Raw genomic sequence first — 19,229 nt, 5'->3', positions numbered from 1 at the left:
AGAATTGAAGGAGATTGCAATGACTGATGTGTTGGTTGAACCGGTTTCTGTTCCTGGTTCGGCGCCGGGTGCCCGTCTCTCTGGTTCGCGCCTCAGCGCCGAGGGTGTGAGCCTTGGCTACGCTGGCCGCACGGTGTCCCAGGCACTTGACGTGCGCATTCCTGATGGCGAATTCACGGTCATCGTGGGCCCGAACGCGTGCGGCAAATCGACGTTGTTGCGGGCGCTGTCCCGGCTGCTGGAGCCGACGTCGGGGTCCGTCCTCCTGGATGGCAAAAGCATCTCGTCCTATGGGGCCAAGGAAGTCGCCCGCAGGCTCGGGTTGTTGCCGCAGACTTCCATCGCGCCGGACGGGATCACCGTGGCCGACCTTGTTGCCCGTGGCCGGTACCCGCACCAGAAGTTGTTGCGCCAGTGGTCCGAGGCTGACGAAGCAGCGGTTGTGGCAGCCTTGGAAGCCACCAACGTTGCCGGGCTGTCCGGGCGCCTGGTGGACGAACTCTCCGGCGGGCAGCGGCAACGGGTGTGGGTGGCCATGGTCCTTGCCCAGCAAACCCCGCTGCTCCTGTTGGATGAGCCCACCACGTTCCTGGACATCGCGCACCAGATCGAGCTCCTCGAGTTGTTCCGGCGCCTCAATGGCGAAGGCAACACCCTCGTCGCCGTGCTCCACGACCTCAACCACGCCTGCCGCTATGCCACGCACCTTATTGCCATGAAGGACGGCGCGGTGGTGGCCGAGGGCCGGCCTGCAGATGTGGTCACCGCCGAGTTGGTGGAGCACGTGTTCGGCCTGCCGTGCATCGTAATCGACGACCCCGTGAGCCACACACCGCTGGTGATCCCGCTGGGGTCCTGATTCCCTCGCGAGTTGGCAGTTGATGACAATGTTCCCGAGCAACATTGTCATTAACTGCCAACTCGGCGCCGGGCTCCGGGGACGGACAGCTGGGCCGACGCCCCCGGAGGTGGTCGCTACAGACCCGTCGTGCTCACGCCATACTCAGCTTGTTCCGGGGTATAGCCCTCGTAAAGTAGCTGCTCCACCAAACCGGAACGCGAGAAGGATGTGTACTTCAGGTAGCTCTCGGCAGACTTGGCTGCCTGTTCGTTCCAGTCGACTTTCACGCGATCCACTGCCCACGTCGCATCCTCGGTTGAGTACTTCTCGTACTCCAGTTGCTCGATCAGGCCACTTCTCGAGAAGGCGCTGAACTTAAGGTAGCTCCCGGCTTCCCGTAGAGCATTCTGCTGGCTGACGGTTCCGGCCGCTGCCTTGGCAGCAGCGTCGGCTGCGGCTTTTGCGGCAGCGTCCGCGTCTGCCTTGGCCTTTGCGGCGGCGTCGGCGTCGGCCTTTGCTTTGGCAGCCACTTCAGCGTCGGCAGCAGTTTTGGCGGCGGCGTCGGCGTCGGCCTTTGCCTTCGCGGCCACCTCGGCCGCAGAGGTTGTAGAGGCCTGCGTTGAGGGCTCAGCTGCTGAAGCCGTTGCGGATTCCTTGGACGTGGACACCACGGGAGCAGACGAGGTGGCAGATCCAACGCGGGTGGCATTGAAGATAATGCTCAGGAGGACGAAAACGCCCGTGACAATCAACGCCACTTTCTTGTGCTGTTGGTAGCCCTCAAGCGGCAGGCCCTGCTTATCCCGGGTTTGGTTCGCGAGTACCAGGATGAGGTCGATGAGAGCCCATATGCCCAGGCCGCCGATGGTAAAAAGCTTGAGCAGTCCGGTTCCCACCTTGCCAAGGTAGAACCGATCGACGCCCAGCACGCCGAGGAGTAGGGACAGTAACCATGTAACGAGAAACGACTTGCTGCTCTGCGGTGGCGGCCCATAGCCCGGGGCCGGGGGATAGGGCGCGTAATTGGGGACTTGGCTCATGAGAGTCCTTTCAGAGGACACCTGACCGACGTGCGATGCGAAGCGTGCGGGGAGGGTGCGATAACTGGACGCCTGTTGAGGAAAAGGCGTCGATCGCAAGTGCGGCAAACCGCGCACGGTACGTTGCGAACAACATGATCACTTCCCCCCAAAAAGCGCGCGGGCGGCAATGCCCGTAGGGGGATGCTACACGGTGGCTAAGGGAATGGAGCTAAAGCCCAGCAGAGGCGTCTAAAGGTTTCTGGAATGTGTCAGTTGCCAGCACTGCACCCGATAGTCTGCTTCGCATGGCTCTTGAACTGTGCGTGCTGCTGTGGGCGTCAGAAGGCAATGAAGAAGCACTGTCGCGATACGAGGACACTGTGCTGGCGCTCGTTCCGAAGCATGGCGGCAAGGTGGTGAGTCGGGTACGGAGCCGGAGCCAAGGCGACGGGCCGCTGGAAGTCCAGGTGATTCACATGCCTGACGAGTCCACGTTGCAGGCCTACATGCAGGATCCGGAGCGTCTGGCGTTGACGGACGTGCATAGCGAAGCAGTTGCGCGAACGGAACTCTTGACGGTCGAAACCATCGTTTAGACAGGCGCAGCTCAATCCGCCCCAAGCAGCTCCTCCCGCCGGTTCTCCGTCTCCTCGCGCAAAGCCTGCACGACGGCGGCTACCGCAGGGCGGCGCATGGAGTCGGGGCGGAGGACCATCCAGTAGGGGAGCAGCTCGGCGAAGTCCGATGGCAGCAGCCGCACCAGATCCGCATGCCGATCGGCCATGAAGCAGGGCAGGAATCCGATGCCGGCCCCGGCCCGGGTGGCCTCGACGTGAACGAACACATTGGTTGAGCTCAAACCGTCACGCATGGACGGGACCAGCCTGCGGGGTGCGTCGAGGTCGTCCACTTGAAGCATTGAGTCCACGAAGTAGACCAGTTGATGTTGCGTAAGTTCCTCGATGCTGGAAGGCGTCCCGTTGTCTTTCAAATAGGCACGGGACGCGTACATTCCCAACCGGTACTCGCCGAGTCTTATGGCTTCAGCCCGGTGTACTTGCGGTGTTCCCACCACCACTTCTATGTCCAAACCGGACCGTTGCTGCAGCGCCCGCCGGGTCACGGTGACGATCTCCACGCTGAGCCCGGGGTGCCGGCGTCGCAGCTTGGCCACGGCGGGTGCCGCAACATAGGCGCTGAAACCGTCAGTTGCAGTCATGCGCACGACGCCGGCAATGGGGTCGGGTGCGTGGTCGCTCGGTCCCAGCGCGCCCACCGCCGCTTCGATTCGTTCCGCGACCAGTACGGCGTCCGCGCCGAGTTCCGTCACTTCCCAACCGCCCGCCGCGCGTGCCAGGACCCGCCCGCCGAGTGCCTTCTCCAGCGCCGCTATCCTGCGCGAGACCGTGGTGTGGTTCAGGCCCAAGGCCTGTGCCGCCGTCGTGAATTTTCCTGAACGTGAGACGGCGAGGAGGATGAGCAGGTCGTCGGGGTTAGGCTTCATATCTGCAATTCTGCACATACTCGGTGCCTCTTTGGTCATTGAGGTGTGGAGAATCTGCAGCAATACTCAGTGGAGCATTCCGTGGTGTGGATCACATCACGTATCACAAGGGTCAAAGAGGACACTGAGGAGATGGACATGAGCGTAGAGCAACGCTCTGCAGCAAAGCCCGGAAGCGAATCCGGCAAAGGTTCCGGCCTGAAGAAGATCGTCGCCGCCTCGATGGTGGGCACGGTGGTGGAATGGTACGAGTTCTTCCTGTACGCCACCGCCGCCACCCTGGTGTTCGGCAAGTACTTCTTCCCGAGCACCGGCAACGAGCTGGACGGCATTATCCAGGCGTTCCTGACGTATGCCGTGGGCTTCGTTGCCCGGCCGCTGGGCGGAATCGTGTTCGGCCAGATCGGCGACAAACTCGGCCGCAAGCCCACCCTGCAGTTGACCATCGTGATCGTGGGCGTCTCCACGTTCCTCATGGGCTGCCTCCCCGGCTTCATGGACGTCGGCTACTGGGCGCCGGCCATGCTGGTGGCACTGCGCTTCATCCAGGGCTTCGCGCTGGGTGGCGAATGGGGCGGCGCTGTTTTGCTGGTCGCCGAGCACAGCCCCAACAAGTCCCGCGGCTTCTGGTCATCATGGCCGCAAGCAGCAGTACCGGTGGGCAACCTCCTGGCCACCTTGGTCCTGTTCGTCATGTCCACCGTCCTCAGCAGCGAAGCCTTCCTCGGCTGGGGCTGGCGGGTCGCGTTCTGGCTGTCCGCCGTGATCGTCTTCGTCGGCTACTACATCCGCACCCACGTCACCGAAGCCCCCATCTTCCTGGAAGCCAAAGCGCAGGTGGAGGAATCCAAAGCCATCAGCTACGGCGTGGGCGAAGTGATCCGCAAGTACCCCAAGGGCATCCTCCAGGCAATGGGCCTGCGCTTCGCCGAGAACATCATGTACTACCTCGTGGTGAGCTTCGCGATCGTCTACCTCAAGAGCGTCCACAAGTACGACACGTCTTCGCTCCTGCTGGCACTCCTGATCGCCCACGTCATCCACTTCCTGGTCATCCCGCAGGTCGGCAGGCTCGTGGACTCCTGGGGACGCAAACCCGTGTACCTGGTAGGTGCCATCACCGGTGCAACCTGGCCGTTCTTCGCCTTCCCCATGTTCGACACCCGGAACGCAGTGGTGATCGTGCTCGCCGTCACCATCGGCCTCTGCCTGCACGCCTTCATGTACGCCGGGCAGCCTGCCATTATGTCCGAGCTCTTCCCCACCCGCATGCGTTACTCGGGCGTTTCGCTCGGCTCGCAGGTCACGTCCATCTTCGCGGGCTCACTCGCACCGCTGCTGGCAACCCAGTGGCTCAAGGACACCGGATCCTGGGTTCCCACGGCGATCTACCTTGTAGTGGCCTGCGCCATCACCACCGTCGCCGTCGTTTCGCTGAAGGAAACCAAGGGCATCGCGCTCCAAGAGGTGGACGAAGCCGACGCCATCAAGCACGGACTGGCTACTTCTTCGGCTGCGAAAGGCTAGATCCATGGACAACTCCTTGAACGGACGCAAGGCTCTCGTGACCGGCGGTGCGAGCGGAATCGGGGCAGCCTGTGCCCGGGCGCTCGCCGCCCGCGGGGCGAAAGTAGTAGTGGCCGACGTCGATGCCTCCGGAGCTGCGGCGCTCGCCGACGAGCTGGGCGGCACAGCCTGGGCGGTTGACCTGTTGGACGTCGACGCCCTGGCAACTCTGAGCCTCGACTGCGACATCCTGGTCAACAACGCCGGGATCCAGAAAGTTGCGCCGATCGAGGAGTTCGAACCCGCGGAGTTCCGTAGGATCCTGGCCCTGATGCTGGAGGCCCCGTTCCTCCTCATCAGGGCCGCCCTCCCGCACATGTACGCCAACGGGTTCGGCCGGATCATCAATATCTCCTCGGTCCACGGACTCCGGGCCTCGGCGTACAAGAGCGCGTACGTCTCCGCCAAGCATGGTCTCGAGGGGCTGAGCAAGGTCACTGCCTTGGAGGGTGGCGAGCACGGGGTTACCTCCAACTGCATCAACCCCGGGTACGTCCGCACGCCGTTGGTGGAGAAACAGATCGCCGACCAAGCCCGGCTCCACGGCATCCCCGAGGCCGAGGTCCTGGCCAAAGTGATGCTGACGGAGTCCGCTGTGAAGCGCCTGGTGGAGGTGGAGGAAGTCGCGTCGTTGGCAGCGTGGATGGCCTCCGACGACGCCGGCATGGTCACCGGCGCGAGCTACACCATGGACGGCGGCTGGTCGGCCCGGTAACCCCCCCGCGAGTTGGCAGTTAATGGCAATGTTCCGCGCGAACATTGCCATTAACTGCAGTCTCGGCGCGAGAAAATCAGACCGTCTCGTCCACCAGCTCCGCCCGGCGCAGGCCACCTCCACGCACCCACAGCTTGTACGCCACGAACAGCAGCACCAGCCAGGTTCCGCCTACGTACAAAGCAACGCGCGTGTCCTCGAAGACGCCCAGGATCACGATGACCATCGCCATGAAGGCCATGGTCAGGACGGACGCAGCGGGCCAGAGCGGCGAACCGAATTCCGACGCCGGCAGGCCCTTGCGCTTGATTTCCCGCTTCATCGCGACATGCGAGGCCAGGATCATCACCCAGACCCACACGGTGGCAAACGTGGCGATCGATGCGATGAGCACGAACACGTCCTCGGGAATGACAGCATTCAACACGACGCCCACCAGCAGGATCCCGCCCATCATCACCACGGTCATCCACGGAACCCCATGCCGTGAGATCTTGCCGAAGCTCCTGGGCGCGTGCCCCTGCTGGGCCAAGCCAAACAGGATGCGGCCGGCACCGAAGATGTCGCTGTTGATCGCGGAGAGCGCGGCCGTGATGACCACGGCATTAAGGATGTGGGGTGCGGCAGGGATGCCCAGCCCGTCAAAAATCTGCACGAACGGACTGCCGCTGCTGCCGATTTCGTTCCACGGGAAGATGCTCATCAACACGCCCAGGGTCAGTACGTAGAACAGCAGGACGCGGACCGGCACAGTGTTCACGGCTTGCGGGATGACCTTCTTGGGGTCGGCCGCTTCGCCAGCAGTGATACCAATCGTTTCGATCCCGCCGAAAGCAAACATCACGACGGCGAACGCGGCCAGGAGCCCCTCGAAACCGTTCGGGAACAAACCGCCGTGGTTGACCAGGTTCCCCAGTCCCGGTGCCACGCCACCGCCGTCGCCCGTTTGGAAGCCGAACACGACGATAGCCGCGCCGCCGACGATCATGGCAATAATCGCCACCACCTTGATCAGCGAGAACCAGAACTCCAGTTCGCCGAAGACCTTCACGCTCAACAGGTTCATGGCCCCCAGGAACAGGATGATCGCCAGTACCCAGATCCATCTGTCCACCTGCGGGAACCAGAAGCCCATATAGATACTGAAGGCCGTGACGTCGGCGATGGCTACGATCGCCATCTCGAACACGTAGGTCCACCCGGTGACGAAACCGGCGAACGGGCCAAGGTAACGGCTGGCGTACTGCCCGAAGGAGCCGGACACGGGGTGTCGGACGGCCATTTCGCCAAGCGCCCGCATCACCATGAACACGGCCGCGCCGCCGATGATGTAGGCCAACAGGACCGCCGGGCCGGCCTTCTGGATGGCAGAGGCGGAACCGTAGAACAGTCCCGTACCGATCGCGGATCCAAGGGCCATGAAGCGGATATGACGGACGTTGAGGCCTCGGCTAAGCGCCGTACCGGCGGCCTGGAGGACAGTGTCCGTCGCGGCCAGCTTGGTTTGTTGCATGGTAAAACCTTCTCGTCTTTGGGAGGGGATCGCTATCCAGCAGATCACTTTTGAACGTCTTGTGATCGGTCTCACGGGGGTTTGGTGTCTTTGATCGCAGACAGTGCCGCGACGGGTCATCCCGAGAAGTCAAAGTAAGGGTTTCCTGTCGGATATGATGACCGCGGAAAGCACATCAAACCGGTCAGGCATCCCTCGCTTCCAGCGCCGCCCCCATTGAATTCTGTGCTGCCGCCACATCCTGACTTGGGGGACTCTTGATCCGTTCGTTCCGTCGTTCGCGACGCCGTTTGACCGCTGTTCTGGTTGCTGTTGTGGCCGGGGCTTCTTTGCTTTTCGCGGCTCCCGCGCAGGCACATGAGATCCCGGGTTTCGAAATCCCGGATGCTTCGCAGGCTCCGGTGCCGTTCGTGGAGCGCGCAGTCGATGAAGCCGGGGTGTTCGAGTTGTGGAGGAATGGTGGTCCGGCAACCCGCGCCGCGGCCGGGACTGCAGTTGTGGGTGGGCCGGAAGCAATTCAGGCATTCCTCGACGGCGGACAGGACCTCCCGCTGGCCACGGACCGGAAGCAACTGGTCACCGACCTGACGACGCGGGGGAGTGCGCATGTGCGGTCGTCGGCGCAGACGGCTCTTGCCTCCGATGCTGCCACTGTCGCCTTCTTGTCTGAAGGGTGGGCCGGCACCTGGAAGGGTGATCTCCGCACGGCCGCTACGTTTTTCACTGAAATGGAGGATCCAGAGATCAGAGCTGCCGCGTCCAACAGCGTGGACGCTGGCGAGGAAGCCATTGAAGAGTTCGTGCTGACGGGTTGGCGTGAGATCGCCGAGCGTCAGGACCGTCAGTCTGCGTTCCAATTGTTCGGCTCCCCTGTCCCTGGCGTTGCGGCAGGCGCAAAGACCGCAGTCGCGAGCGACGACGCGGAAACCGTCGCCGCTTTCCTTCGCTACGGGCAGGTTGTCGCCGCAGCACGCGATGCTGAAGGCAAGGCCATCGCTCAGCTGCTACAGCAGGTCAAGGACGACATCAACGCCAATCCGGGCGACCCCGCAGACGTCGCGCAGCGGGCGAGCACCGCCGTCGAGCAGGCCCGAAGCACGGCGGCGGCCGCCAGGACGACGGACTCGGAGCGACTCGCTGCTGAGAGGAACTTCAGGGCAGCACAGGCTTCGCCAAGGCAGGTAATCGACGGCGTTGAACTGGCTGCAGCGAAGATCGCGGCCAAGGCCTATTGGAAAGCCGCCGAGGAGCTCCCCGCCCTGTTGTCCACGCTCACCACGCCTGGAGCCGATCTCGATGCGTCGATCAGGGACGCCCGCCAGGCCACGCTTGATCTGGCGCTGACTGGTACGCCCGAGGTTCGGAAGGCAGCCGAGGCCGCCCTCATTAGCGGCGACGCTGGAGTGAAGTCCTTCATCGCCAACGGCTATGCCGATGCCGTCGAACGGGACGACACCAAACCTTCCGCGTTCGCAGGGGACAACCAACGCGTTTACCAGGCCAAGGCACAGGGCGGAAAGTACGTAGTGCAAGCCGCCGAAGCCGCCCTCCGATCCAATAACCACGCCGAAGTACGGTATTTCCTGGAGTACGGTTTGGACGCCGCGCAGCATCTGGACAACTCCATTTTGGCGTACAGCCTCCTGGACCCGGCGGGACCGGAGCAGCAGGTGGCAGCAAGTGTCGCCCTGGACGGCAGCCGTGCCGACCTCCAAGCATTCGCCACGTCCGGGCAGTTTGCCGCTTCAGGGCGGGACGCGGCAACGGCCAAGCACGTCGTCGGGATTGACGCCATGATCGGCGAACTGGCCGGCTTGGCGGACAAAGCAGCTCTCGACGCCGGCAAGGCCGCTGACGCTGCAAAGGCCGCTGACGCTGCAAAGGCGGCGGAAGCTGCCCGCGCCGCGGAGGCCGCCCGCCAGGCCAATGCCGGCCGTGTTGACTCGTCCCTGCAGTCTTCACAGCAGTCTTCACACCAGTCCGGAACCGGAGTAGCCCCGATCATCATTCCGTGGCCGCGTGAGTCTGTTCCCGCCGTCGAGCTGTCCGAGACCGAAACCGGAACGGAAACCGAAGCCGCCACGGGGACTCCAACCATCACGGTCCCGCAGGCAGGATCGGCACCCCTGGTTACGCCCTCAGTGGATCAACAGTCGCAAGAGGCGGCCGCTCCGCTGACCGCTTCCTCGGCTGGCCCGAACGGCTGGACGATCGGCCTGATCGTGGCCCTGGTCCTGGCTGCGGCCGGAGCGATCACGGTTGTCCTCCGCCGGAAGGGTGCTGCGCCTGCCGAGAAGGCCAAGGCCTAACCGAGCACTTAAAACCCACGACCGCGGACGCCACCACTCAGGCGTCCGCGGTCATGAAGGGGCTATTTCACGTCGGTAGTACCGCACCATTCTGCGATGAACAGTGCCATGGTCTTGGTGACTTTGCGCAGGGACTCGATGCTGACACGTTCGTCGTAGCCGTGGATTTCCTCGGTCCGCGGGCCGTAGACCAGGGTTGGCAGCCCGGAGTAGAGGACGAAGAGCCGCGAATCGATGTAGCCCGGGGTGGTGAACGATTCCAGCGATGATCCGAAGACCGTCTGGTGGTGTTCGCCCAGGACGCGCTCGGCGTCTGTTCCTTCTTCGTAGACGGCACCTTCGGCGTAGAAGCCCGTCCGTTCGGCTTTGACGTAGGCGTCCTCGGAGGACAGGGCTGCCTCCGCGATCTTGAGATGGTGCTGGATCTGCTCCCAGGCTTCGTCCGCCGTCACGCCCGGATAGAGGGCGGCCCGCAGGTCGAATTCGCACCACGCCGGGACGCTGGAAGGCCAGTCGCCACCAGTGATCTGGCCGATGTTGAAGTTGATCGGGTGGTCCAGATGCTCAAAGTAGCGGTGGTTCCCGCGTTCGGCGTTCCATTCCGCTTCGAGGACCCGGAGCTGCTTGACGACGTCGATCGCGGCATCGATGGCATTGAAGCCGGTGGTCATCTGGCGGACGTGGGTGGGCTTGCCGCCCACGCGGATCTTGGCCCAAATGACGCCGACGTTCGCCCGGACCAGCATGTCCTCTTCCGGCTCGGGGATGAGTACGGCCTCTGCCGTGTAGCCACGCTGGATGGCCGACAGCGTTCCGTTGCCGGTGCTTTCCTCCTCCACCACGGACTGGAAGTAAAGGGGCGCCGCCAACTCCAGGCCGGCGTCGCGGATGGCATCGATGGCGTAGAGACCGGCCACCAGGCCCGCCTTCATGTCGCCGCATCCACGGCCGTAGAGCCAACCGTCCTCCATATGCGGTTCCCACGGTGAACGCGACCATTGCTCTTGGGGCCCCACTGGGACGACGTCGATGTGGCCGTTGAGGATGAGGGACCGGCCTGTTGTTTCCGCAGGTTGATACGTGCCCACCACGTTGGTCATGCCTTGGTAGGGGACGTTGATGAACCCGGCTCCGGGGTGCTGGCTGATGGTTTCGGGGTCGAGCTCCCAGCGGTCGATGGCGAAGCCGCGGGTGCTCAGGGCGTCTTCCATGAGGTCCTGGGCTGATTCTTCCTGCGTCCGCAATGAAGGGTGGCGGATGAGGTCTCCGGTGAAGCTGAGTTGCTTGTCGAAGTTTTCGTCGACGGCTTTGACGATCGAATCGATCTGTGGCTGGGAGAGCATGGTTGTCCTTTGGTGATGGGGTTAGTCGATAGGGGCGAGCCGGCGGGCCAGGAGGCCTCCGGCCGCGGTGATGGCTGCGATGGTGAACAGGACCAGCGACGGTGCCCATGACTGGCCGCCGGCAGCTTCCAACGCTGCGAGGGAGAGGAACGGCATGAACCCGGACAAGGCGCCCGCGATGTTGTAGCCGAGGGAGACACCGGAGTAGCGCAGGCTTGCCGGGAACAGATCGGCCAAAGCGGACCCTGTGCCGGCATAGCCCACGGTCATCATGACGATTCCGAGCACCACGGCAAGGACGACGGCGGCAGGCGCTTTGGTGTCCAAGAGCCAGAACACGGGGAACGCGGCAATGGCGGTTGCCGCCCCGCCCAGGAAGACCATGTACGCCGCACCCTTTTTCACGGCCATCTTTCCGGCGATGACGGTGACGACGATCTGGAGGGCGGAAGCGATCAGCGTGGCGTTGACCATCAGTCCGCGGTCCAGCTTGAGGGTTCCCACGCCGTAGCTGATGGCAAAGGTGGTGATCATGTAGAAGCCGCCCACAGCCAGGAACGCGCACATCACGGCAATGACCAGGCGTCCGCCGGTCCGCTTGAAGACCTCGAACGTGGGGACCTTGGCGCGGTCTTCGTGGGCTACAAGTTCGGCGAAGACAGGCGACTCTTCCAATTTCACGCGGAGATACAGGGCTACCAGCAGGAGCGGGAACGCCGCCAGGAACGGCAGTCTCCAACCCCAGGCGTCGAATTGGTCGGCCGGAAGCAGCAGCACCAGGGCAAAAGCACCCGAGGACAACAGCGTTCCCACGGGTGAACCGATCTGAATGAGGGCGGCGTACCAAGCGCGGGTCTTTTTCGGCGCGTGTTCGATCGCGATGGTCATGGCACCTCCCCATTCGCCTCCAACGGCCAGTCCTTGGACGAGGCGAAGGACTGCCAGGGCGATGGGTGCGGCGAGGCCGACTTCGCTGAAGGTCGGCAAGACGCCGATGAGGCCGGTGGCCACACCGATGGCCACGATGGTTGTCAGCAGCGCCGGGCGGCGTCCGTAGCGGTCGCCGACGTAACCAAATACTGCAGCGCCCAGGGGACGCGCCAGGAATCCGACGCCGAAGGTTGCGAAAGCCGCCAGCGTCGCCGCTTGCGGGTCCAGACTCGTGAAGAAGAGCCTGTTGAAGACCAAAGCGGCCGCCGTGCCGAAGAGGAAGTAGTCGTACCATTCCAGGGCGGTGCCCACGAAGGCAGCGAGGGTGACGCGCCGCGCCTCCCGTGGGCTCAGGTGATGGTTCTCGACGTCCGGGGCCCGTTGGGCATTCTCAGTCATGTCAGATCCTCCGTTGATGTGCAGATGCTTATGGGGAGTTGGATGCCGGTCCGCGTTTGCTGCGTCATTGGGCTCGCGTCCCGGGCTTTCCTGTCCTTCAAGTAGATACGAGAAGCGGGGTGGTGCACTAGGTACGGAGGCTCCCAGTTGGGCGTGCGTAGGATGTGCATATGCACACTGCCAATACCTTTGAGGAGCCTGTGCTTCCGGAACTGGCCGAGCTGGTGTCATGGTGCCTGGAACACCTCGACAGCTTGGCCGAAGGCTATCTGGTCCAATTGCGCTCCATCGACGGCTACGCCGATCTGGACATACCGCCGGCGGACCTCCAAGCGACCACCGCCGACGCTTTGGAACTGATCCTGCGCAAAGCCGCGGGCATGCCGGTCACCAGCCATCTTCTGGGCGTTTCGGAGGCGATCGGCCGACGTCGGGCCACCCAGGGAGTTCCCTTGGAGCTGCTCCTGCAAGCGGTTCGCATGGTGTTCCGGCTCTTGTGGACCACACTCCAGTCGCAGGCCACGCCCCCGCAACGGGAGGCCCTGGACCGCTCGGCCGTTCAACTGTGGGAAGCGATTGAGTTCCACACGGTGCGCGTGCACGCGGGCTATTTGGCCGAGGTGTCGAGGATCCACCGCGAAAGGGAAACTGAGATATCGGTGATCCTGAGCGGCTTCCTGGAAAAGGACCGGCCGGAACCTGCCAGGGTGATGCATGTGGCCCGGACCCTGGGCCTTCCGCACGATCGTCCTTTCCTGGTGATGGCTGTGGCGCTGAACCAACTGGCGGACGTGAGGACCCGGGTGTCGAAGGCCGGCGGGCGTGCGCAAATCCATGCACGGGCGGACTCGACACTGGTCCTGCTGCCTGCTTCGGGCGCGTCTTCCGTTCTGCCGTCCTGGACCGAAGGACTGCGTCTGGCCACCGCTCCGCTTGCTGCCTCTTTGGCGGACGTACCGCGGGCCTGGGGAATCGCCCACGACCTCCTGGTTTCCGCCGCGGACGACGCTCCGATGCCCAGGACCTTGCTGGACGGATGGCCGGACCTCTTTGTCACGGCCCAGCCGGAAATCGCCTCCTCGGTAGCCGCGGGCGTCGTGGAAGGCCTCCGGGCCATGACCGACGAGGGCCGGCGGGATGTGCAGGAAACTGTGCACACGTATCTGCGGACGGGTTCGCCGTCGGCCACTGCGGCTGCGCTCTTTTGCCACCGGAACACGGTGTTGAAGAGGCTGGCGCGATTCAAGGAACTGACCGGGCTGGATCCGGCCATCCCTTGGGACGCGGCAACCATACGTGTCGCCTTCGCCTCCGGTGAGTACGGGAAGGCTCCGGGCGCGTCCTAGCGAAGGCATCCAGGGCAGCCACGCGGAGGAAGAGTCTGGTATTTCAGACATACCTCGGGTGTGGTGGTCTGGCATCCGCTGCGTCCAGGGTGCACGCTTGAGTACGGGATACCGGACAGTTGCGCACCTTGGCGTCGGCTTCGATCCGGAAGAACACCGAGCAGTGAGGAACCATGACAACCACGTCAGTCGCACCGGGCAAGGCCACTTCCAAGGTCCCTGCCGCCGAAAACACGTTGCGTATCCTGAAACTGTTGGCGTCCCGCCGTGGTCCCATGGCGGCATCGAACATCGCCACAGCGCTCGGCTTGCCGCGCTCCAGCGTGTACCACCTGCTCGGCGTCATGGAGGCCAACGGCTTCGTCCTGCACCTGCACGAGGAACAGCGCTACGGGCTGGGAATCAGTGCCTTCGAGCTCAGTTCTGCCTACTCGCGGCAGGAACCGTTGTCCCGGTTGGGGCGCCCCATGCTTGCCTCGCTGGTTGACGTCATCGGCGAGAGCGCGCACCTTGCCGTGCTGCATGGTCGCGACGTCCTCTACATCGTGGAGGAACGTGCCAAGAACCGCCCAAGCCTGGTGACCGACGTCGGGGTCCGCCTTCCCAGCCACCTCACCGCCTCGGGCCGCGCCATCCTGGCCGCCCTGCCCAAGTCGCAAGTCCGCGCCCTCTACCCGAACGCCGCCGCGTTCACCTCACGGCACGAGGTGGAATTCCCCATCATGAAGTACTCGGCGTTATCGTCCCACCTGGATCAGGTGCGGCAGCGTGGCTACGCCACGGAAAACGGCGAAATCACCCCGGGATTCGGCTCCATCGCCGCCGCCGTGACGGACCATGTGGGATGGCCGACGGCGGCAGTCGCCGTGACGTTCCTGGAGGACAAAGTGCCTGCTGAGCAATGGCCGGTGCTCGCTGCCCGCATCCGGAAAGCGGCGGACGAACTGTCCGTCCGGATCCACGGACGGCCCGCGGTCTAGCCCGATCGGGCGGCTACTGCCCGCCTGGGCCCGAGCCTTCGCCCTCGACGAGTTTGCGGAAGGTCTCCAGTTCACCGCGGAAGCTGCCCCGGTAGGATCCCATGGCGAAAAGCCGCCCGAAGATCCCTGCGATGAATCCCCGGGTCATGAACTCCTGCTGGATGCGCGTGCCCGCGCCTTCGGCAGTAAACGTCACCTCTGATTCGCCCTTCAGGATTGCATTGCCGAACCGCGTGCGGATGTGCCAGGGGCGCTCCACGGCGAGGATTTCCGTCGGGCTGGACATCCGGCCGAACCACACCGTGTACCGGCTGCCGGCTTGGTCGATTGAGCCCACAAGGTCGCTCACGCGGGTGACTCCGCCGATCCATTCCGGGAACCGGTCCAGGTCGGTCCAAGCTGCGAAGACACGCTCGGGGGGCGCCGCGACGAGCGTGGTGACACGGAACGTTGCCATGGGTCCAGCATGCGCTCTTTGTCCCGCGAATGCGAGGGGTGGCGCGGGTCTGTAATCCCGGACAGCACCGCTCGAAAAGCCGTTCCGGCCGCTTGATAAAGGGGCTTTAGTAGAAGCAGAAGATCTTTCCACCACATACTTCCCACAGACGAAGGAGTCACCATGGCACCCGCCGATTTCACTACTGGTGCCCGTCCGGTCAAGGCCGCGCGGGGTACTGAACTTACTGCCAAGTCGTGGCAGACCGAGGCGCCGTTGCGCATGTTGATGAACAACTTGGATCCCGAGGTCGCCGAGCGCCCGGATGACTTGGTGGTCTACGGCGGAACCGGCCGCGCAGCGCGTTCCTGGGCCGCGTTCGATGCGATCACCCGGACCCTGGAAACCATGGAGAAAGACGAAACCCTCTTGGTGCAGTCCGGTAAGCCGGTGGGTGTCTTCCGCACGAATGAGTGGGCCCCGCGCGTGCTGCTGGCCAACTCGAATCTGGTGGGGGATTGGGCGACGTGGCCCGAGTTCCGTCGGCTCGAGGCTGAGGGTTTGATGATGTACGGCCAGATGACGGCTGGGTCATGGATCTACATCGGCACTCAGGGCATCCTGCAGGGCACGTATGAGACCTTCGCCGCGGTGGGGAATAAGCTCGCTGCGGAGGGACGCCACCCGGCTGTGTCTCTGGAAACCAGTGCCGTGGAAGGCTCAACGGAGGGACCGCTGGCAGGGACCCTGACGTTGACCGGTGGGTGTGGTGGCATGGGCGGCGCGCAGCCGTTGGCCGTGACCTTGAATGATGGCGCGTGCCTGATTGTTGATGTGGACGAGTCCCGCCTGCGTCGGCGTGTGGGTAAGCGGTACCTGGACGAGGTGGAAACCGATCTGGACACCGCGATCGCGAAGGTCCAGGCCGCCAAGGATGAGCGCCGGGGCTGGTCCGTCGGGTACGTAGGTAACGCAGCCGAGGTGTTCCCTGAATTGCTGCGCCGCCACAAAGCCGGGGAAGTCACGTTTGATGTGGTCACCGACCAGACGTCCGCGCATGACCCGTTGTCCTACTTGCCGGAGGGTATCACCGTGGCCGAGTGGCACACCGAGGCCGAGGCGGATCCTGAAGGGTTCACCAAGAAGGCGCAGGCGTCCATGGCCCGCCACGTGCAGGCGATGGTGGAGTTCCAGGACGCCGGGGCCGAGGTCTTTGACTACGGTAACTCGATCCGGGATGAGGCCCGGAAGGGCGGCTACGAGCGGGCGTTCGAGTTCCCCGGTTTCGTCCCTGCGTATATTCGTCCGTTGTTCTGCGAGGGCCTGGGCCCGTTCCGCTGGGTCGCGCTCTCCGGTGATCCGGAGGACATCCGTGTCACCGATGAAGCGATCAAGGAGTTGTTCCCGGAGAACAAGCACCTGCACAAGTGGATCGACGCTGCGGCCGAACGTGTTGAATTCGAGGGCCTGCCGGCACGTATTTGCTGGCTCGGGTACGGCGAACGCGCCAAGGCCGGGCTGCTGTTCAATCAGCTCGTCGCCGAGGGCAAGGTCAAGGCTCCGATCGTGATCGGCCGTGACCACCTGGATTCGGGTTCCGTGGCGTCCCCGTACCGGGAGACCGAGTCGATGAAGGACGGCTCGGACGCGGTTGCTGACTGGCCGCTGCTGAACGCGCTGACCGCTGCTTCTTCGGGTGCTACCTGGGTGTCCATCCACCACGGTGGTGGTGTTGGTATTGGCCGGTCCATCCACACTGGCCAGGTTTCCGTTGCTGACGGCACCGAACTGGCGGCCCGGAAACTGGAACGGCTCCTGACCAACGACCCCGGCATGGGCGTCATCCGCCACGTCGACGCCGGCTACGACCGCGCCCTTGAAGTCGCCAATGAACGCGGCGTCCGCATCCCCATGAACGAGAAGTAGGCAACAAAAGTGACTATGACTACCCACGAACAACTCACCGTCACCCTCGGCTCCAGCGGCGTGACCCCGGAAGACGTCGTCGCCGTCGCCCGCCACGACGCCAAGGTGACCATCTCCCAGGAAGCCCTGGACAACGTTGCCAAGGTCCGGGCGCACATTGACGACCTCGCCACGAGCGATGTCCCCGCCTACGGCATCTCCACGGGCTTCGGCGCGCTGGCCAACCGCCACATCCCCAACGACCTCCGCACCCAGCTGCAGAAGTCGCTGATCCGCAGCCACGCTGCCGGCATGGGCCCGGCCGTTGAACGCGAAGTGGTCCGCGGCATCATGTTCCTCCGCGCCAAGACCCTGGCATCGGGCCGCACAGGCGTCCGCCCCGTGGTCCTGCAGACCATGGTGGATGTCCTCAACGCGGGCATCACCCCGCTGGTCCGGGAGTTCGGTTCGCTGGGTTGCTCCGGCGACCTCGCACCCCTGTCCCACTGCGCCCTGGTCCTCATGGGTGAAGGCGAAGCAACGGGTCCCGACGGCGAGCTCTACGGTACCGCGGGCAAGCCACCGGTTGCTGAGCTGCTCGCCCAGCACGGCATCGAGCCGGTTACGCTGGCGGAGAAGGAGGGCCTGGCCCTCGTCAACGGCACCGAAGGCATGCTCGGCATGCTGCTGATGGCCATCGCCGACATCCGTCTGTTGCTCGCGACGGCGGATGTCACCGCCGCGCTCAGCGTCGAGGCCCTGTTGGGCACCGACCAAGTGTTCCTGCCTGAGCTCCACGCCGCACTGCGTCCGCACCCGGGCCAGGCCGCCAGCGCCGACAACATGCTGCGCGTACTGTCCAACTCGCCGATCGTCGCATCCCACCGGATCAACGACACCAAGGTGCAGGACGCGTACTCGCTGCGTTGTGCCCCGCAGGTTGCCGGCGCCGTCCGCGACACAGTGGACCACGCCGCCCTGGTGGCGTCCCGCGAACTCGCAGCAGCGATCGACAACCCGGTGGTTCTGCCCGACGGCCGCGTCACGTCCAACGGCAACTTCCACGGCGCCCCCGTGGCCTACGTCCTGGACTTCCTGGCCATCGCCGTCGCGGATCTCAGCTCCATCGCCGAGCGCCGTACGGACCGCATGCTGGATCCTGCCCGTTCGCACGGCCTTCCGGCCTTCCTTGCTGGTGACCCCGGCGTCGACTCCGGCCTGATGATCGCCCAGTACACGCAGGCCGGCCTGGTCTCGGACAACAAGCGCCTGGCCGTTCCGGCATCGGTGGACTCTATCCCGAGCTCCGCCATGCAGGAAGACCACGTGTCCATGGGCTGGCACGCAGCCCGGAAGCTGCGCAAGGCCGTGGAGAACCTTCGCCGCGTGCTCGCCGTCGAACTCGTCACCAGCGCCCGCGCCATTGACATGCGTACGCAGATGTCCGACGGCGAACTCACCCCAGGCCCGGCCGGCACGGCTGTGCTCGAGGTGCTTCGCCAAGTGGTTCAGGGGCCGGGCACCGACAGGTTCCTTTCACCGGAACTGGAAGCAGCTGACCGTTTGGTCGGTTCGGGTGCGGTCCGCGCGGCCGCCGAATCCGCCGTCGGGATTTTGGCCTGACGTCGAATAAAACGCTCATTTGTTGAGCAGATTTGTCATGCCCCGGAAATTGTTCGCAACGCAATCTCCGGGGCGTGACAAATGTAGTAGAACTTATGGTGTACGTCACGTCCACGCCAACGATGTCGTGGGCTTGACGGTCAACCGTTCAACAACTCAATACACAACAGAGAACATCCACAAAGGGGTAGAAGTTCAATGAAGGCACGCGGAGCAGTCCTTTCCAGGCGCAGCGCTCACTCGGCTACGGTTTCCGATTGGAAGACACTCAAGGTTGGCGAGCGGGTGGAAGTGGTCAAGTATGCCCACGTCATCGCCGCCGGTCTGGTCGAGGAAATTTCCAGCAGCGGAAACGTGGTGTGGCTTGAGCACTCGGGGCCGGGCGTCACCGAAGAGGGCAAGGAACTGTTCATGAAGTCCGACGGCGTGACTCTCCGCCGGGCGTAGCTTAAACAAAAACCGGGGCCCGTTCCCATTCCGCAGGTAGTAGAAGCGGAAAGGGGGCGGGCCCCGGTTTTGTTTCGCTGTCAGGCAGCGAGTGCTTCGTGGGTCTGACCGAAGGGAACGGATTCGTCCAGGGCCACGGTATAGGTGCCGGGCTCGTGCCGGGTCACCAGGATGCCGCAGTTGGCGTCAGCTGCTGCGGTGTTAATCAAAGCATCCACGGCGCGCTCGAGTCCGTCGTGGACTTCGCCAGCCGTGGAAAAGGACAAGCGAATTTCGCGTTCTGCAGTCATTGCAGGGGTCATTGGGGGCCTCCTAATACTTGTCGCATGCGAGGGCGACCCATCAATCAT

17 protein-coding genes are annotated in these 19,229 nt (G+C 64.0%); 10 read left to right on the top strand and 7 right to left on the bottom strand.

The genetic code is table 11. The features are described 5' to 3' along the window. Positions 1 to 19: 19 nt before the first annotated feature. Positions 20 to 859 (top strand): ABC transporter ATP-binding protein, encoded by an 840-nt coding sequence (locus tag ACFRJ9_RS13575; protein ID WP_377668713.1) that lies wholly within the window; start codon positions 20 to 22, stop codon positions 857 to 859. 116 nt (positions 860 to 975) lie between these two features. Here the strand turns inward: ACFRJ9_RS13575 and ACFRJ9_RS13570 are convergent, their stop codons facing one another. Next, positions 976 to 1,881, bottom strand: a complete 906-nt coding sequence (locus ACFRJ9_RS13570; RefSeq protein WP_377668710.1) for an Ltp family lipoprotein — start codon at positions 1,879 to 1,881, stop codon at positions 976 to 978. 287 nt (positions 1,882 to 2,168) lie between these two features. Here ACFRJ9_RS13570 and ACFRJ9_RS13565 point away from each other — a divergent pair, with 287 nt between their 5' ends. Then, positions 2,169 to 2,459, top strand: coding sequence for a hypothetical protein (locus tag ACFRJ9_RS13565; RefSeq protein ID WP_377668707.1), 291 nt, complete (start codon positions 2,169 to 2,171; stop codon positions 2,457 to 2,459). 11 nt (positions 2,460 to 2,470) lie between these two features. On the opposite strand, the gene ACFRJ9_RS13560 is transcribed toward ACFRJ9_RS13565, so the two are convergent. Then, on the bottom strand, positions 2,471 to 3,367 hold the full coding sequence (locus tag ACFRJ9_RS13560) for a LysR family transcriptional regulator (RefSeq protein ID WP_377668704.1): 897 nt from the start codon (positions 3,365 to 3,367) through the stop codon (positions 2,471 to 2,473). Positions 3,368 to 3,505: 138 nt separating this feature from the next. On the opposite strand from ACFRJ9_RS13560, the gene ACFRJ9_RS13555 reads away from it, so the two are divergent. Next, on the top strand, positions 3,506 to 4,894 hold the full coding sequence (locus ACFRJ9_RS13555; protein ID WP_377668701.1) for an MFS transporter: 1,389 nt from the start codon (positions 3,506 to 3,508) through the stop codon (positions 4,892 to 4,894). A 4-nt stretch (positions 4,895 to 4,898) separates the two neighbouring features. Next, complete coding sequence (locus ACFRJ9_RS13550; RefSeq protein ID WP_377668699.1) at positions 4,899 to 5,648, top strand: 3-hydroxybutyrate dehydrogenase; 750 nt, start codon at positions 4,899 to 4,901, stop codon at positions 5,646 to 5,648. Between the two features lie 76 nt (positions 5,649 to 5,724). Here the strand turns inward: ACFRJ9_RS13550 and ACFRJ9_RS13545 are convergent, their stop codons facing one another. Next, complete coding sequence (locus ACFRJ9_RS13545; protein WP_377668696.1) at positions 5,725 to 7,161, bottom strand: amino acid permease; 1,437 nt, start codon at positions 7,159 to 7,161, stop codon at positions 5,725 to 5,727. Positions 7,162 to 7,451: 290 nt separating this feature from the next. Between ACFRJ9_RS13545 and ACFRJ9_RS13540 the strand changes: the two genes are divergently transcribed. Beyond that, positions 7,452 to 9,470, top strand: coding sequence for an ALF repeat-containing protein (locus tag ACFRJ9_RS13540; protein ID WP_377668694.1), 2,019 nt, complete (start codon positions 7,452 to 7,454; stop codon positions 9,468 to 9,470). A gap of 62 nt (positions 9,471 to 9,532) precedes the next feature. Here the strand turns inward: ACFRJ9_RS13540 and ACFRJ9_RS13535 are convergent, their stop codons facing one another. Together ACFRJ9_RS13535 and ACFRJ9_RS13530 are read right to left on the bottom strand one after the other, a co-directional pair. Further along, positions 9,533 to 10,813: an ArgE/DapE family deacylase gene (locus ACFRJ9_RS13535; RefSeq protein WP_377668692.1), complete on the bottom strand. Its 1,281-nt coding sequence runs from the start codon at positions 10,811 to 10,813 to the stop codon at positions 9,533 to 9,535. 21 nt (positions 10,814 to 10,834) lie between these two features. Next, entirely contained in the window at positions 10,835 to 12,142 is a 1,308-nt protein-coding gene (locus ACFRJ9_RS13530) for an MFS transporter (protein ID WP_377668689.1), read from the bottom strand. Between the two features lie 170 nt (positions 12,143 to 12,312). Here ACFRJ9_RS13530 and ACFRJ9_RS13525 point away from each other — a divergent pair, with 170 nt between their 5' ends. After that, positions 12,313 to 13,488, top strand: coding sequence for a PucR family transcriptional regulator (locus ACFRJ9_RS13525; RefSeq protein ID WP_377668687.1), 1,176 nt, complete (start codon positions 12,313 to 12,315; stop codon positions 13,486 to 13,488). A 173-nt stretch (positions 13,489 to 13,661) separates the two neighbouring features. Beyond that, positions 13,662 to 14,468: an IclR family transcriptional regulator gene (locus ACFRJ9_RS13520; protein WP_377668685.1), complete on the top strand. Its 807-nt coding sequence runs from the start codon at positions 13,662 to 13,664 to the stop codon at positions 14,466 to 14,468. 13 nt (positions 14,469 to 14,481) lie between these two features. Here ACFRJ9_RS13520 and ACFRJ9_RS13515 read toward each other — a convergent pair whose 3' ends face one another. Further along, on the bottom strand, positions 14,482 to 14,925 hold the full coding sequence (locus ACFRJ9_RS13515; protein ID WP_377668682.1) for an SRPBCC family protein: 444 nt from the start codon (positions 14,923 to 14,925) through the stop codon (positions 14,482 to 14,484). Between the two features lie 162 nt (positions 14,926 to 15,087). Here ACFRJ9_RS13515 and ACFRJ9_RS13510 point away from each other — a divergent pair, with 162 nt between their 5' ends. From ACFRJ9_RS13510 to ACFRJ9_RS13500, 3 genes are all read left to right on the top strand, one after another. Continuing rightward, positions 15,088 to 16,830 (top strand): urocanate hydratase, encoded by a 1,743-nt coding sequence (locus ACFRJ9_RS13510; RefSeq protein WP_377668680.1) that lies wholly within the window; start codon positions 15,088 to 15,090, stop codon positions 16,828 to 16,830. 9 nt (positions 16,831 to 16,839) lie between these two features. Further along, positions 16,840 to 18,432: a histidine ammonia-lyase gene (gene hutH / locus ACFRJ9_RS13505; protein WP_377668678.1), complete on the top strand. Its 1,593-nt coding sequence runs from the start codon at positions 16,840 to 16,842 to the stop codon at positions 18,430 to 18,432. A 198-nt stretch (positions 18,433 to 18,630) separates the two neighbouring features. Further along, on the top strand, positions 18,631 to 18,879 hold the full coding sequence (locus tag ACFRJ9_RS13500; protein ID WP_377668676.1) for a hypothetical protein: 249 nt from the start codon (positions 18,631 to 18,633) through the stop codon (positions 18,877 to 18,879). A gap of 80 nt (positions 18,880 to 18,959) precedes the next feature. Here the strand turns inward: ACFRJ9_RS13500 and ACFRJ9_RS13495 are convergent, their stop codons facing one another. Beyond that, complete coding sequence (locus ACFRJ9_RS13495) at positions 18,960 to 19,181, bottom strand: hypothetical protein (protein ID WP_377668674.1); 222 nt, start codon at positions 19,179 to 19,181, stop codon at positions 18,960 to 18,962. Positions 19,182 to 19,229: the final 48 nt, after the last annotated feature.

The organism is Paenarthrobacter sp. NPDC056912 (assembly GCF_042786555.1).
Taxonomy (GTDB): Bacteria; Actinomycetota; Actinomycetes; order Actinomycetales; family Micrococcaceae; genus Arthrobacter.
This window is presented reverse-complemented; position numbering and strand designations above follow the sequence as displayed.

Bases quoted from the DNA above. Each gene is read 5' to 3' on its own strand.
- ACFRJ9_RS13510 (WP_377668680.1), top strand. From the start codon at position 15,088: ATGGCACCCGCCGATTTCACTACTGGTGCCCGTCCGGTCAAGGCCGCG.
- ACFRJ9_RS13565 (WP_377668707.1), top strand. From the start codon at position 2,169: ATGGCTCTTGAACTGTGCGTGCTGCTGTGGGCGTCAGAAGGCAATGAA.
- ACFRJ9_RS13555 (WP_377668701.1), top strand. From the start codon at position 3,506: ATGAGCGTAGAGCAACGCTCTGCAGCAAAGCCCGGAAGCGAATCCGGC.
- ACFRJ9_RS13525 (WP_377668687.1), top strand. From the start codon at position 12,313: ATGCACACTGCCAATACCTTTGAGGAGCCTGTGCTTCCGGAACTGGCC.
- ACFRJ9_RS13560 (WP_377668704.1), bottom strand. From the start codon at position 3,367: ATGAAGCCTAACCCCGACGACCTGCTCATCCTCCTCGCCGTCTCACGT.
- ACFRJ9_RS13575 (WP_377668713.1), top strand. From the start codon at position 20: ATGACTGATGTGTTGGTTGAACCGGTTTCTGTTCCTGGTTCGGCGCCG.
- ACFRJ9_RS13545 (WP_377668696.1), bottom strand. From the start codon at position 7,161: ATGCAACAAACCAAGCTGGCCGCGACGGACACTGTCCTCCAGGCCGCC.
- ACFRJ9_RS13500 (WP_377668676.1), top strand. From the start codon at position 18,631: ATGAAGGCACGCGGAGCAGTCCTTTCCAGGCGCAGCGCTCACTCGGCT.
- ACFRJ9_RS13530 (WP_377668689.1), bottom strand. From the start codon at position 12,142: ATGACTGAGAATGCCCAACGGGCCCCGGACGTCGAGAACCATCACCTG.
- ACFRJ9_RS13520 (WP_377668685.1), top strand. From the start codon at position 13,662: ATGACAACCACGTCAGTCGCACCGGGCAAGGCCACTTCCAAGGTCCCT.
- ACFRJ9_RS13535 (WP_377668692.1), bottom strand. From the start codon at position 10,813: ATGCTCTCCCAGCCACAGATCGATTCGATCGTCAAAGCCGTCGACGAA.
- ACFRJ9_RS13495 (WP_377668674.1), bottom strand. From the start codon at position 19,181: ATGACCCCTGCAATGACTGCAGAACGCGAAATTCGCTTGTCCTTTTCC.
- ACFRJ9_RS13550 (WP_377668699.1), top strand. From the start codon at position 4,899: ATGGACAACTCCTTGAACGGACGCAAGGCTCTCGTGACCGGCGGTGCG.
- ACFRJ9_RS13570 (WP_377668710.1), bottom strand. From the start codon at position 1,881: ATGAGCCAAGTCCCCAATTACGCGCCCTATCCCCCGGCCCCGGGCTAT.
- ACFRJ9_RS13515 (WP_377668682.1), bottom strand. From the start codon at position 14,925: ATGGCAACGTTCCGTGTCACCACGCTCGTCGCGGCGCCCCCCGAGCGT.